Source organism: Caldifarcimen microaerophilum (genome assembly GCF_055387105.1).
The window spans coordinates 2,211,096-2,225,677 of sequence record NZ_AP038914.1; the positions used below are offsets into that span (position 1 = coordinate 2,211,096).

7 protein-coding genes are annotated in these 14,582 nt (G+C 61.4%); 3 read left to right on the forward strand and 4 right to left on the reverse strand.

What is annotated here, in order from left to right:
* From AC6HU3_RS10455 to AC6HU3_RS10465, 3 genes are read right to left on the reverse strand one after another with little or no spacing between them, the layout of a single operon-like run.
* Positions 1-1,659: a hypothetical protein gene (locus tag AC6HU3_RS10455; protein ID WP_497473698.1), complete on the reverse strand. Its 1,659-nt coding sequence runs from the start codon at positions 1,657-1,659 to the stop codon at positions 1-3.
* 14 nt (positions 1,660-1,673) lie between these two features.
* On the reverse strand, positions 1,674-2,612 hold the full coding sequence (locus AC6HU3_RS10460) for an isoaspartyl peptidase/L-asparaginase family protein (protein ID WP_497473699.1): 939 nt from the start codon (positions 2,610-2,612) through the stop codon (positions 1,674-1,676).
* A gap of 22 nt (positions 2,613-2,634) precedes the next feature.
* A complete protein-coding gene (locus AC6HU3_RS10465) occupies positions 2,635-4,050 on the reverse strand; it encodes a response regulator (RefSeq protein WP_497473700.1) in 1,416 nt (471 codons plus the stop codon).
* Between the two features lie 223 nt (positions 4,051-4,273).
* Between AC6HU3_RS10465 and AC6HU3_RS10470 the strand changes: the two genes are divergently transcribed.
* Positions 4,274-5,491 (forward strand): helix-turn-helix domain-containing protein, encoded by a 1,218-nt coding sequence (locus AC6HU3_RS10470; RefSeq protein WP_497473701.1) that lies wholly within the window; start codon positions 4,274-4,276, stop codon positions 5,489-5,491.
* 73 nt (positions 5,492-5,564) lie between these two features.
* On the opposite strand, the gene AC6HU3_RS10475 is transcribed toward AC6HU3_RS10470, so the two are convergent.
* Positions 5,565-6,836, reverse strand: coding sequence for a glycosyltransferase (locus AC6HU3_RS10475; protein WP_497473702.1), 1,272 nt, complete (start codon positions 6,834-6,836; stop codon positions 5,565-5,567).
* 262 nt (positions 6,837-7,098) lie between these two features.
* Here AC6HU3_RS10475 and AC6HU3_RS10480 point away from each other — a divergent pair, with 262 nt between their 5' ends.
* Together AC6HU3_RS10480 and pbpC are read left to right on the forward strand one after the other, a co-directional pair.
* Positions 7,099-12,336, forward strand: a complete 5,238-nt coding sequence (locus AC6HU3_RS10480) for an alpha-2-macroglobulin family protein (protein WP_497473703.1) — start codon at positions 7,099-7,101, stop codon at positions 12,334-12,336.
* 25 nt (positions 12,337-12,361) lie between these two features.
* A complete protein-coding gene (pbpC, locus tag AC6HU3_RS10485) occupies positions 12,362-14,557 on the forward strand; it encodes a penicillin-binding protein 1C (RefSeq protein WP_497473704.1) in 2,196 nt (731 codons plus the stop codon).
* The last annotated feature ends 25 nt before the right edge of the window (positions 14,558-14,582 follow it).

Genomic DNA, 14,582 nt, shown 5'->3' on the forward strand with positions numbered 1-14,582 from the left:
TTACTCCGCAAATTTCAGGAACAGGGAGGCATGGGGAGGCACGTTCACCTCGGATTTGGCCTCCAGGCGTCCCTGTTCAGGGTGGATCATGGTTTTTTTCAACCGGTAGGGGAACGTGTGAACACCGGATGTGTTGAAAAGGAGGATCCCCCGGGAGAATTCCCGGAAAAGAAGGGACCCCTCATCTTTTTTCCGTTTATACACCTTGAAGGTTCCACGGGGTTCTCCATAGTCCCGTCGGAGTTGGCTGAGCAAACCGTATTCCGCGGGGCGTTCGTCAAAACTGGACAAAGACACATACAGGTCCGGATGGGCCACAAGATACAGGGCATCCAGCACGTAACGGGCAAGGCGTTCTCCCTCGGGCCACTGAATCTGAAGGATGACCGGTTTGGTGGCCAGTTTGAGCTCTTTTTCCAGCGCACGGGGGGCCGGAATGGCACCGTCCTGATGAACGAAATGCTTGAGCAGGGGCAGGTGAGTTTTTCGGACGAGATCTTCCAGGCCCGGACGGGCTATAAGGGAAGCGTTCAGGGCTCCAATCACGTTGATGTTACGTTTCGCCAGATCCTGCAGGGTTTTTCGTATGGCTTCCCCGCCCCCGGGTGTTTCAGTGGCATACCAGCCCAGATGATCGGCCATGATTCCGTCCACGGTCCACGAGGTGTTCCGCCGGAAGGCATCCTCGATATAGCGGGAGAGATTGATCACCACCCGATCCCGACACACCGGATCCGAAAGGTTCATGGCGTAATATTCCAGGCCGCCGTCCACACGCACCATCCGCTGGCCGGTGGAGGATGTCAGAAAACACTCCGGACGTTTCTGATTGGCCCAGTCAAAGGGGAAAAAGTCCCCAAAACGCCCCAGCACGTTGTTGGGCCCCTCCTTCCGGCTCACCACACTCACCCAGGGGGTGGCATACAGATACACGGGCAGCGAGGGGTTGATGGCTTTGATCCGGGCCGCCGTCAGGGGATCCTGCACCACGAAGAGGTCAAAGGTCACCAGATCCCGGATCCAGTCCGTGGTGAAGGAAGACGGCATGAAGCGAACGAGCCGGAAGGGACGGAGGACGGGAGGTGGAAGGTTTTTCCCGGCGGTGAGGACCAGATGGTCCAGCCACAGATGCCCGGCCACGGGCCCGTCGCCCGTGCGCACATGAAGGGCGATCTGAAGGGCACGAAAACCCTGGGGAAGAAGGATTTTCTTCTCCACTTTCTGCCAGCCCTTTTGCGGGAAGTGGGGACTTTCATACAGGGTGAGAGCCGTGTCCCCCCCGGATCGCCGGAGGATGAGATAGGCGGCATAGGTCATGCCCACCCGACCGGAATCCTGAATCCAGAACCGGACATTCAGGGTGTCACCGGGCTGGGGATAGGCGGACGAGAGGGGATAAATGCCCGGAGAAAGCACAAAGAATTCCGTGGACAACCCTGCGCCCTTCCGTGTGACCTCGAAGGACTGGCTGGCCCCCCCTCGATACACCACCCGGCTGTCCAGGGAACGTTCCACCTGAACACCACTGGAAACAAGGGTCTTTCCAGGGAGGAAGCGCCATCCATCCGCCAGACCGTCTTGATCTGCATCCATTTCAAAGGCGCCCCAGCCCGCGGCAAAATTTAGAGCTGTTTGGGCGATGAGCAGTGCCCACCACATACATCCCTCCTGGCTCAGTTCGAACGCTCCACAAACCGGATGTCTGGATGTTCATGGGTTGCAAAGGCGACGGGCATGGCCTCCGTGTTGTGGGCAAATCCCACCCGTCCCGCCGGGTCCACGGTGATGAGCCCGGCCTCCAGGTCTGGAATCCGCTGTTCAGCCTCTTTGAGGGCAGACCGGGCCGCCTCCATGGCGTCCACGCCGCCCTCCATGACGTCCACCGCCCGGAAGGTCAGGAGGCTTCGCATGATGCCCTCTCCGATGCCGGTGGCCGATGCACCGCCCCCGGAGGATGCGTAGGTGCCGGCACCCGGAAGAGGGGTGTCACCAATCCGGCCGAAGAGTTTGAGAAAAATCCCCCCTGTGGACGTTCCTGCCACAATTTCTCCTTCCGGTCCCAACACCACACATCCCACCGTGCCGTGGAGAAGCTCGGGATAGGCTTTCAGGAATTCCGGGAGTTTCCGCGCCCACCGGGGCGCTTCCCCTCGTTCCAGCCGCTCGATCAGCTCTCTCCATTGCCGCCGCCGCTCTTCGGTGATGGGGTCGTATTCCGGGAATCCGAGATAACGGGCAAAGCGCTCGGCACCCTCCCCGGAAAGCAGGACATGATCCGTGCGCTCCATCACGGCACGGGCGAGTTCGATGGGGTTTTTGATGCGTTCCACGTTGGCCACCGCCCCCATCCGCTGGGTGGATCCCACCATCAGCGCGGCGTCCATTTCACACCGTCCGTCCACGGTGAGCACCGATCCGGTCCCCGCGTTCAGCACGGGGCTGTCTTCCAGCACTTTCACCGCCGCCACGCACATGTCCACCGCGCTTCCACCCTGCTGTTTCACCTCGAGTGCAGCCCGAACCGCCTCTCGCGCGGCCTTCTCCACCTCGTCCCGCTTCTTCTCGGGTTTTTTGCCCGCGCCCGTGTGCACAATCACCGCCCAGGGTTGCATGGTTTCCACTCCTTTTCAACGTTCAGGACAGGCGTTCCAGACGAATGAGGGGCACCACCATCTCTTCCAGGGATACGCCCCCATGGAAGAGCCAGTGCCGGTAGGTGTCGGCAAATTTCCGGGGATCGGATTCATAGACGAAATAGCCCTCTTCCATCGCAAGAAGCAGCCGATCTCCCATGGACCGGGGAAGCCCCCACCCTTCCAGATCCCGAATGTCCAGGGCCTTGCCCCGGAGGACTTTCATGCTCTGTCCGATTTTGTAACGAAGTCCTCCTGAAACCTCCCGTCCCGCCCGGATGACCACCGGTTCCCGGGCTTCCACCCATCCGTGGTCGCTTGTGAGCACCACCGTGTAGCCCTGCTCCAGCGCCTGATCCAGCGCAGGACCCAGGGGTGTTTCCTGCATCAGGAACTCCACGAACTTCCGGAAATCCACATCCCGGATAAAGGGCATTCGCTGCCAGAGGTGTCCAAGCCAGTCGAAAAAGCTCACCACCACCACTTCAAAGGGGGCTTTCCAGTCCCCTTCAAAATGTTCCGGGCGGAGCCACTTCCGGAACCGGAAGGCAAGGTCCAGGCCCTCCCGGACCAGATGATGTTCGAGAAGTTGCGCTTCTTCCTTGTTGTTTTCCAGGGCTCCTGGATACCGGCGGTGGATGTCCCTGGGAAGCATGCCCGCAAACAGGGCGTTCCGGGCGAAAGGCGTGGCGGAAGGAAGAAGGGTGAAGAGAAGGGTGCGTTCCATCCGTACAGGTGTTTTCAGAAACCGGAGGATCCGATGAAACTGCTCCAGCCGGAGACCGTCCATCACCACAAGCACCACACGCTGGCCTTCCCGAAGCAAAGGAAAGACATGTTCGGGGAGGGCGCGATGGAGAAGCAGGGAGGAATCCAGCAAGTCGGGGTACGTGCGCTCGATCCAGCGAGCAAAGGCGCTGTTCTGGGAGCGGCGCTCGTGATGGAAGAGTTCGTCCGGGGTTTCCGCCCATTCGGCGAGAATCCGGGCCCGCTCCAGCCAGTCCGAAGGCTCCTGCCCCAGGGATGCGAGTTCCCGGGAAAACTTCCGGAGCCGGCGTGCTTCCTGGGGGCGAACCTGTTCCATCAGAGCCAGAAGCTGGGAGGGACGGAAAGGCTTGACCACATAGCCCACGACACCCGGTTCGCCCGCAAGGCTCATGACGTCAGGGTCTTCCACCATGGTGATGAACGCCACGGGAAGGTTGGGGTGATGAGACCGCAGCTCGCCAAACAGCTGTTCTCCGTTCATGCCCGGCATACGGTAATCCAGAAGCACAAGGTCCACCGGCTCCTGCGCCAGGAGGTCCAGGGCTTTTGCCGGATGGTTGGCGGTCAGAACCTGGATGCCTCGCTGTTCCAGAAAACGGATGTGTGCACGAAACCCCTCGATTTCGTCATCCACCCACAGAATCCGCATGGGCTAATTGTACGCCGGGCGCCCTGACGTGTCAACGAAACGTGTAGCATTACAATACATACTGACCCACCCCCTGAAGTTTCCGAATACAGCAGGAACGTGTGGATGTGGGTTGAAAGGACAGCCGAGAAGCTGGACATTCACCCCCTGAGCCGGTATGAACCAAACTCAGGGGGTGAAGATGATGATCGTAAGCGCCGTCACCTACAGGGAGTTGGTCGCCATGAGTAAAGATCCAACCTTCCCCAAACGCAAGGTGATCGAAGTCTACCAGCGCACAGGAAGTATACGGGAGACCGCCCGAATCTTCTCCATGTCCCGAAACACCGTTCGCGCCATCATCCGGGAGTACAAACAGCACGGCGAAGCCTCCCTTCTTCCCCAATCCCGTCGCCCTCACCGATCCCCCCGCAAAACCCCTGAACACATTGAGAAAAAGGTCCTCGAATGGAAATCCGCCCATTCCTCCTGGGGCGTCCAGCGGATCGCCAAACAGATCGCCCACGACGAGGGAATTCAAATCTCTCCGGTCACCGTCTGGCGTATCCTGAAACGCACGGGTGTGAAGATCTCCCGGAAACGCAAGAAGAATTCGGGCGGCGCTGCGCCTGCTGTATGGACGTGGGAACGGTACGAAGACCGGGAGGGCGTGATCCTGCTCCAGGTGGACTGGAAATACATCCTGGACAAGAAAGCGCTGGGAACAAAGCGGTATGACCATATCCGAAAACGGAAACTCCCCCGATTCCAGTTTACCGTTCTGGAAGCGCGGAGCCGTCTACGTCTGATCTTCTTTGCCTATCGTCTGACGCGGGAGAACAGTCGTCTGGGGATGGTTCTGGCGGTGATGGTGCTGCGCATGCTGGGTCTTGAGGGATGGATGGTGCTCCAGACGGATCATGGGGAGGAATTTGGGGGGACGAATCCGGATCGTCTGGCCCAGATCAATTTGAGGGATCTGTTGCCGGTGGGAGCGCAGATGGTGAGATATCCGATGGGTCGGAAGCAGTACAATGGCCGTGTGGAGCGGAGCCACCGGACGGATGATGAGGAATTCTACCGTCCAAAGATTCTGGAGGTGAGGGATGTGAAAGAGTTTCTCCGGGCGGCGTCGGAGTGGTCGTGGTTTTACAACATGGAGCGGGTGCATCTCGGGTACGGGATGGAAGGGAGGACACCGTGGGAGGCTTTTCAGGAGATTTACGGCGTCTCTGGTGTTGATCCCTTCTTCCCGGTGGTCCTTCTGGATGACCTGGCTGTGCTGTACACCACGCAGTTCCTCCCCGAAATGGAGGGGGTGGGTCAAGATCTGTTGAAATACTACAACGCATGGCCTCATCCAAACGTGTACGCCTTTCCCTCCGTCCCCCACACTCTCCAGAGAGACACAAACACGGCTTTCTCCCTCCACCAGGTACGAAGTTCCCGTGGAGCATCCTGATCGAATGGGTTGAGGAACTGGACCTGGCGATGATCTCGACAGGGCTTCCTCGTTTCGGGTGAAACAGTAAGATTCAAAAAGGCTCTCGGGCCAAGAGAGAGCCGATGATCTCCACCGCCCGGGTCACCCCCTTTTCCCTCCGGATGGCCTCCCCCACAGCCCGGGCTCGACACTGAGTCTCCCGGTTTTCAAGCACCTCCCGGAGGGCCCCTTTCAGACGGTCCGGCGTGAGGTTCCGGAAGTGGCCCAGACTCACACCGGCACCGATGGCCTCCACCCGTTCTCCCCAGAAGAACTGATCCGCCAGGAAGGGCACGATCACGGTGGGACGGCCGAAACGCAGCCCCATCGCCGTGGTTCCCGCCCCTCCGTGATGGATCACTGCATCCATCCGGGGAAAGAGCCACTCGTGGGGAATCTCCCGAACCGGATACAGGCGGGGATGTCGGGGGACCTCCACGCCACTCCACCCCGTGCCCATCACCGCATACACATCCAGAGATTCCAGGGTCTGAAGAAGAATCTGAACCGCTCGGACGGGGTCGGGGAGGGGCATGCTTCCGAAGCCGATATACACCACCGGGCGATGGGTGGAAAGAAAGATCTCCAGATCCGGCGGGGGCGTGAAGGGTGGTGTTTTCCGGAACCAGTATCCGGTGATGTGGACCCAGTCCGGCCAGTCCGGAGGTCGCGGCACGACGTGCTCGCTGAAGGCGTAGAGGTGAGGGATTCGGAGTTGCCTGAGGAGGGGAAAGGGACCCCGCAGCCCCAGGGGAGAAAGCCCCAGACGTTTCCGGAGGTGGTTGGAAGGTTTGCGCACAAGCCACCAGGACAACAACGAGGCGAAGGCGTAGGTCAGGCGGTTGGTGAAGGGCGTGCGGAGCCACCGGGGGAAGTGTCCCACAGGAGCCGGAAAGGCGCGGGTGGGGGTGAGAGGCTGGAGATAGGCGGCCACCCCCGGAATCCCCCGGGCCTGGGCGATGTGAAAGGCCGGAAATCCCAGACTGGAAAACACGATGAGACGGGCGTCCGAACATGCCCGGACCAGATGATCCATCACCGTATCGGCGTGCTCCAGGAAGCGTTCCATGATCCCCCGGATGAGCCGATCACCCCGGCGAGCACGGGCCATGAACGCCTTCCCTTCCTCGTCTTCCACGAAGGACCGGATGGGGATGCCCAGGGAGGCGAAATCCAGATCCGCTTGCCGGGCCATGTCCGCAAAGTCGGGATGGGTCACCAGCCGGACGGGAAGGCCTGCCTCCCGCAACCCCTCACCCAGGGCCACATAGGGCTGAACGTCCCCCCGGGTGCCCGCGGTCACGATCACGATGGGCAAGGACATCCCGGGAAAGATACGCAGAACCGGACGAACCTTCACCTCCGGGTCAACGTCCGGCGTCCATGGTCCCCCCAGTCCCTCCCGCCAGGGGAGGTGAGAAGAACCCCATCCACCTCCGGCAACGTTCGGGAAAAATCCTCTATGTTCGTGGGGTGCAGTCGGTGAGGGTGTTCGAACGTATGTCCGGAGGTCAGCACGCGCACCCTTGATATTCTGCCGCAGGGGTTATATAGTAGGCTATGGTCCATCCAGCAAGGAGGGAGTGATGCGGTTCTGGATCTATGCCCTCGGGAGCGTTTTTCTCTTCATCTTCCTCGCCTGCCCTTCCCGAAAACCCTCCGAACGCCACGTGCCCAAAACACCCGACGTTGCGAACAAGCGCGGTGAGGTCACACCCCCCACCCTCCCCGTCGAAGTCCATCCCTCTGGACGCCTTGGCTTTCCTCCCCGGGAAATCCACGTTCAGTGGAAACGCCCCACACCCGCCCGAATCGGCCCCGTACGGGATGACCTCCTCTCTCAATGCTTCGACATCCATCCCGGCCTTCCCATCGAGGCCGTGTGGGTCCAGGAAAACCACCTGAAAATCCGTCTCCTCCGACTCCCCACCCCCAAAACACGCTATCAGTACACCCTCTCCTGCCTTCCCGACGCCGACACCGTCTATCCCCTTCCGGAACCTGTCTCCGCAGAGTTCATCACCCCTCCCCTGGACGCCATCAGCGCCGTGGTCCATCGGGTGAACGCCGCAAAACTCTGGATCCGCCTGGAACCCATCTACCCCATGGACACCACCCGCACCACCCTCCTGCGCCAGATCGCCCTCCGCACACGGCATCAAGAAATCCCCCCGGACACGCTCGTGGTCCGGGATTCAGCCATTTTCCTTCGTTTTTCCCATCCCGAGAAACCCGCCGTCAAGCTCGTCATCCGCAAGGGATGGCGCACCCGGGAAGAAAACTTTCAACTCGAAAAAGACGTCATCCTCACCCTCAAGATCCCGAAGCGCAACGTCTCCATCCAGCGGGTGGAAGGGACCTGGAAATCCGGGGAACCTGTGATTGTGATCACCTGCGCCCTGACCCACGAATCGCGATGCAAACTCGATCCGGATTATGTGCTTCGCACCGTCCGCATGCTCCCCCGCGTGGGCAACCTCACCGCCACCAGCCTTTCCGACGGGAGCGTCGTCCTCCACGGCGACTTTCAGCCCGGACATCTATACGTTCTTACGTTCCCCAAGGGATTCTCGGTGGAAGACGCGGCTCTTCCTTCCGAGGTGACCCGGACGGTGCAGATTCCGGAAGAACCCGTCCGCTTCCGCTTCCCCATCCAGGGCATGATCTTTCCACCGGGGTTCCAGAACGGACGGCTTCCCGTCCAGGTTCACGGGAGTGACCGCTTCCGCCTGCGGATTCGCTGGATTCCCCCGGACAACCTCGCCCTGTGGGCACGATCGCGGAGAGACTGGTGGTATTCCTGGAATCAGTATGCCGAACTCATCCGGGACACGGTGATGGAAGCCCACCCCGAAAAAGGTGCCGTCTGGCTTTCCCTCCCGGAACTGGTTCTGGACAGCCCGGGGGTCTATGTCCTCGAAGGGGAGCTCGTGATGCCCCGCAACCGCAGGCTTTCCTGGAGAGAGCGGGAATGGGCGCAGGATCGGGCAACCCTCCTGATTTCCCCCATCCTGCTCTATGCCCGAACCTCTTCCCGAGAGGTGGACGTGTGGGCGGTGGATGCCTCGCAATATGCCCCTCTTCAGGGCGTGGACATGGAAGTCCGGAGCGCACGCAATGTCCTCATTGGCCGGTGTGTCACGGATGCAAACGGTCACTGCCAAACTTCAGCGGGGCGGTTTCGACCGGCCACCATTCTTGCACGAAAGGGAACGCATGTGACCTTTCTGGACCTTCTTTCCGAACGTATGTCGCTTTCCACAAACTGGCCAGGTGGAACCCCGCCCGGTCCGTTCCGGGTGGCCCTGCTCCCCGAACGGGATCTCTACCGTCCAGGAGAAACCCTCCACGTCGCCGTTGTGGCCCGGAACTGGGGAACCTGGACCGGCGCGCCCCTCAAACTCCTCCTGTCGCTCCGCACCCCGAAGGGAAGGGTGTTCAGGGAACGCACGCTGGAACTTTCCGGCGCAGGATGGGGAGAGGCCGACTTTGATCTCCCCGCAACCATGAGCACGGGGACCTACACCCTCCAGGCCCGTTTCGGGGATGAGGTGGTGGATCAACGAAAAATCTTTGTGGAGGTGTTTCGCCCGAGCCGGATGCATCTGGATGTGGACGTGCCTCCCTTTGTGGTGGGGGACGCCCTGCCCGTGATCCTCCGGGCAAGGTATCTCTTTGGCCGTCCCGCCTCCGGACTTTCTTTCCACGTGCGATGTGAAGGAAAGGTCCTCTCTCACTTTTCCCTTCCCGATGACCCGCGGTATAAGGTGTTCACGGGGATCGAATTCCATGCTCCCGAATACCGCACCGTTCCGGGTCATCTGGACGAAGACGGCAAAGCGAACGTGACGTGCACCCTTCCCCGCCGGGGCCCCCTCCTCCAGGTCCGGGTCCAGGTGGAGGTGTCCGATCCAACCGGTGAAGCCACCCGGGCAACAAAATCCACCGTGCTGATGGAAAAACCGGTGCTCATCGGGCTCTATTCGCCAATCCGGTATGCTTCCGAATCCCCGGTTCCCATCGCCCTCCATCTCTGGAGTCCCGAAGGCCGTCCACAGGATCGAACGGTCACCCTGACCCTACGCCGCACACGCTTTGAATGGGAATATGTGAACTTTAACTGGCGAAAAATCACCTGGACCGATACCCTCAAGGTGGTGACCCTTCAGACGGTGGATGGGCATGCATCCTGGACCTGGACCCCTCCGAAGACGTGGTTCTGGGGCAAGTATGAAATTGTGGCCACAGCCGATGATGCGATCCCTTCGCTGCTCGTGATCCATGCCGGCTGGTGGTGGGAAAAGGAACAGCCTTATCTTGCCCCGGAACGCATCCCCCTCAACGTTCCGAAGGAAGTGGATGAGGGGGAGACGATTCCGGTGAGCCTGGCCTCGCCCTATCCGGGGAAGGCACTTGTGACGCTGGAAACACAGCGAATGGAAGCCTTCCGGTGGGTGGATGTGTCGGCGGGAACCACCCGGGTGGACCTTCCGGGCGTTTCCGGCGAACCCGTGGCCTATGTGAGCGTGTTCCTCTTTCGTCCTACCTCCATGGGGGTCCTTCGGAAAGCGGGAATGGCCCGGATCCAGGTGATCCCTTCCCGCCTCATGGCTCCGGTGTCCCTCAAACTTCCCGATACCCTCCGGCCGGGGACCACCGCGGAACTGGTGATCCAGAGTGACGAACCGGTGGAGGGGGCGGTTGCCCTTGTGGACGAAGGGATTCTGAGCCTCACCGGATTTGATCCCCCCGACGTGGTTCGCCACATTCTCCGGCCCTATCCACCGCAGTTTGAAGGGGCGGACAACCTGTATGCCCTGATGCGCGTGTCTCTCCCGGGCGGAGGGGAAGCAGGAGGTGCCGAAGCCCTTCCCGTGGTCCAGAGCCAGCGCCTGTTCGCCCAATGGAAACCCTTTGAGGGAAAGGGGAGATTGCGGATTCCTCTGAAGGTGCCGTCCTTCTATACCGGAGAAGCGCGCCTTGCTGTCCACGTGGTCTCGAAGGATCGGATGAAGACCCTCACCCGGCGTCTCCCGGTACGTTCCGCCCTCAGCTGGAACGTGGTGGGGCCGGATTACCTGTATCCTGGAGATCACAGCCAGGTGGCGATTCGTGTCTGGAATGAACGGGATCGAACACAGAAGGTCCAACTGAAGTTTCAGGGACCAGGGCTGCGAAAAACACGCTCCATCACGCTTTCTCCGCGCAAAGACACCCTCCTGCGCCTGGACTTTCGGGCTCCGAAAGAACCCGGGGAGGCGGTGTATACCCTGGAGCTTGCAGGACGCGCAACCCTCCGGGATACGCTTCGCATCCAGGTGTTCCCCCGAACCACCTTTGTGCGCAAGGGGACGCTTCTTGAACTCCGGGAGGGGACCCACGATCTCACCCCCCACGTCCAGGCCTTTTCTCCCGCCTTCCACCGGGTTCGGGTGATGGTGGCGCCTCATCCCCTCGTGGGCGGACTTCAGCACCTGGCCTATCTCGTGGGGTATCCTTACGGGTGCCTGGAGCAAACCACGTCCCGGCTGGTTCCCCTGGTGGCCTTTTACGATCTTCTTCCCGCCCTGGATTCCTCCTTTTCAGCTGTCCAGATCCGGAATTTTGCCGAGGGTGGGATTGCCCGGCTGCTCGCCTTCCAGCGTTACGACGGGAGTTTCGCCTTCTGGCCCGGCGGGGATCAGGAAGCGCCCCCCGAACTCCAGTTTTACACCCTGTTCCTCCTCCAGGAAGCCCGCGAAGCCGGGTTTTCCGTCCCCCGTGGTCTTGCCGAACAGGCCGCTCAGCGCCTTCTCGGCTATGTGGATCAGTCGTCTTTCGGTGCGTTTGTCCTGGCCCGGGAAGGCGTGTTGCGCTCCACCTACGCCACCCATCTCCTCAACATCCTTCAGGACAGAAACCAGGCCCCTGAAGACCGGCTGTGGGCAACCGCTGCCCTGTATGCCCTCGGCAACCGCACCCTGGCCCTTCAGCACTTCTCCACCCTTCCCCCTCCTCCCTGGCCCCGAAAGGTCCGGGAGTGGTATGAAAGCGATCTGCGGGACAAAGGCATGTACCTGTGGGTGCGGGAATACCTGTATCCCGGGCATCCGGCGCAGGCGGAAGATTTCCTCGATCTCGCTCAGGCCCTCTCCCGGCGGCCGTCCTTTTATTATTCCACGCAGGAACTGGGCTGGGCCCTCCTTGCCCTTGCCCTTCGCCTCCGGCACGTGCCGCCGCCTCCGGAACTGGACGTGGCCCTCACGGTGGATGGGAAGTCCTGGCCGTTCGTGAGCGTTCAGCGCGCCATGAAGCTGGCCCGGATTCCGGAACATCCCACCTCCCTTCGTCTGAACGTCCGGAAGGGACCGGTGTATGTGCTCGTGGAGAACTACGGATTCCCCACCGAACCGGAACGTCTTCCCACCACCTATGCGGTTGAGGTTCGCCTTCTCTCCCTGGACGGGCGTGAAGTGCGGGAGTTTCAGGCCGGGGAATGGTATATCCTGGAGGTGTGGGCAAAAGTTCCGGACCCTGCGCCGGATGCCGTGGTGGATGTGGGACTCCCCGCAGGGCTCCGGGCAGAAAGTCCCCGCCTTTTCAATCTGCTCGTGCCCTCGCTGGGCGTTCCCGCGGATGTGCATCCCTTTGCGGCGGCCTATCTGGATGTGCGAGGCCACACGGTTCGAGCCTTCGGCACGTTGAGGCAGGGGAAAAACCTCTTTCGGGTTCCGGTGCGGGCGGTGATACCCGGGACCTATTATTTCCCCCGCGCTTCCGTGATGCGGATGTACCTTCCCACCCGACAGGGACATGCACCCGACGGACAGATTGTCATCCGTTAAACACCCGCACCGGCTCTGGACAGGGGTGGTTCTTCTTGGCCTTGGCGCGGCGGTGGTGGGCATGCTGTGGATTCCCCTTCCCGAGGCGCCGCAGGCGTACAGTCAGGAGATCCTGGATCAAAACGGCCGGTGGCTCCGGGTGTTCCTTTCCGAACGGGGAACCTGGCGGCTCTATGCGCCCCTGGATTCCGTGCCTCCTCTTCTCGTTCAGGCCACCCTCTGCTATGAGGACCGGCGGTTCTTTCACCACCCGGGGGTGGACGTGCTGGCCGTTGCCCGGGCGCTATGGCAGAACGTTCGGGCCCGGCGTGTGGTCTCCGGGGCGTCCACCCTTCCCATGCAGGTGGTCCGGATCCTCCATCCCCGTCCCCGCACCATCTGGAGCAAGATGCTCGAAGCCCTGCAGGCGGTGAAACTGACGGGGGTGTGGGGCCGGAGGAAGGTGCTGGAAGTGTATTTCAACACGGCGCCTTATGGAGGGAACATCGAAGGGGTCCGGGCGGCCGCGTGGATGTATTTTGAAAAGCCCCTTCGGGACCTGGATCCTGCGGAGATCGCGTTTCTCGTGAGCCTTCCGCAGCAGCCCACCTTCCGGTTTCCCCATCTTTCGCGGGAACAGGCCCTCCGGCGTGCGCGAGATCGGGTGCTGAAGCGGATGTTCCGGTGCGGACTCCTTTCTCAGGAGGCTTACGCGCGGGGCAGGGAACGACCGGTTCCGGTGGATATCCGGCCCTTCCCTCAGAGAGCCCTCCACGTGACGGACTGGCTTCATCAGCGGGACCCCCGGAGGGTGATCCACACCACCCTTGACCCCGGAATTCAGGATATGGTGGAACGACTGGTGGCCCGGGAACGGGTTCGTCTTCGGGAGATCGGGGGGCGTCATCTGGCCGTGGTGGTGGTGGACAACGCCACGGGCGAGATCCGTGCAGCTGTGGGAAGTGGGGACTATTTTGACCCGGAGGGAGGACAGATTCCGGGGTTTGACGTGCGAAGGCCGGTGGGGTCGCTCCTCAAACCGTTCCTGGTGGCCCTTGCCTTTCAGGAGGGCGTGGTCACCCCGAAAAGCGTGCTTCTGGACATTCCCATGCGCTTTGGCCGGTTCAGCCCGTCCAACTTTGACAACACGTTTTCGGGCTGGATTTCCCTTTCCGATGCCCTCCGGGAGTCGCGCAACGTTCCCTTCGTGGACCTTCTTCTGCGGGTGGGGTGGGGGCGATGGGTTCAGTGGCTTGAAGAGGTGGGGTTTGCGGGCGATCGGGTTTCAACCTATGGCCTTGCAAGCATCACGGGTGGGCTGGAAGCCACCCTTCTGGAAATGACCGCCCTCTATGCCATGATAGCACGGGGAGGGCTCCACGCTCCCCTTCGGATCCATCAGGAATCCGCGGTGTCTTCCCGGCGGGTTCTCCGGGAAGGGTCGGTGGCCCTGGTTCTCCGGATCCTCCGGGAACGGGAGCGACCGGACTTTCCGGGACAGCGGGTGCTGCGTGAAATGCCTGTGATTTACTGGAAAACGGGAACCTCCTGGGGCCGGCGAGATGCCTGGAGTGTGGGGTTCACCGATCGTTACACCGTGGGCGTGTGGGCCGGGAACTTCACGCCGCGCTCGGCGGAGCGCCTGGTGGGTGCGGTGGCCGCTGCGCCTCTGATGTTTGACCTTCTTGAGGCCCTCGGCGGAGACAGCATCCCCACTGCGACACCCGAACTCCTTCCCGTGGAAGTGTGTGGCCACACGGGCTATCCCGCCCGGGACATCTGCCCCCTCCGGGACACGGTGGAGGTGCTGGGTGACCGGGTGCCCCCGCTGTGTCCCTATCACCGGGCCGTGTGGGTCCGGGTGAAGGATTCCACGGTGGTGTGCGGAAGAACAACCGACCCGGTGGTCCGGGTGATTTCGCTGGATGCCCCTCCGGAGGTCCGCCGTTTCCGGCCCGATCTCCCTCCTTCCTATCCTTCCTGCACGGACGACCTCCCCCTTGTGGTGGAAAGTCCCGAAAATGGGGGCGTGTATGTCCGATCTCTTCAGCACGAAGGAAAGGTGCTCTTTCTGGCCCGCACAGGTCATCCACCGGTGTTCTGGAGGCTGAACGGAAGGGCACTCGGGAAGACCTGGTCGGGAGAAGGGCGGTGGATGGATCTCGAACCGGGGGAATATGTCCTGCGGGTTCTGGATCGGGCAGGCCAGCGAAAAAAGATCACGTTCACCCTTCTTCCCTGAAAGGGTTTTTCCTTCCGCGATGATC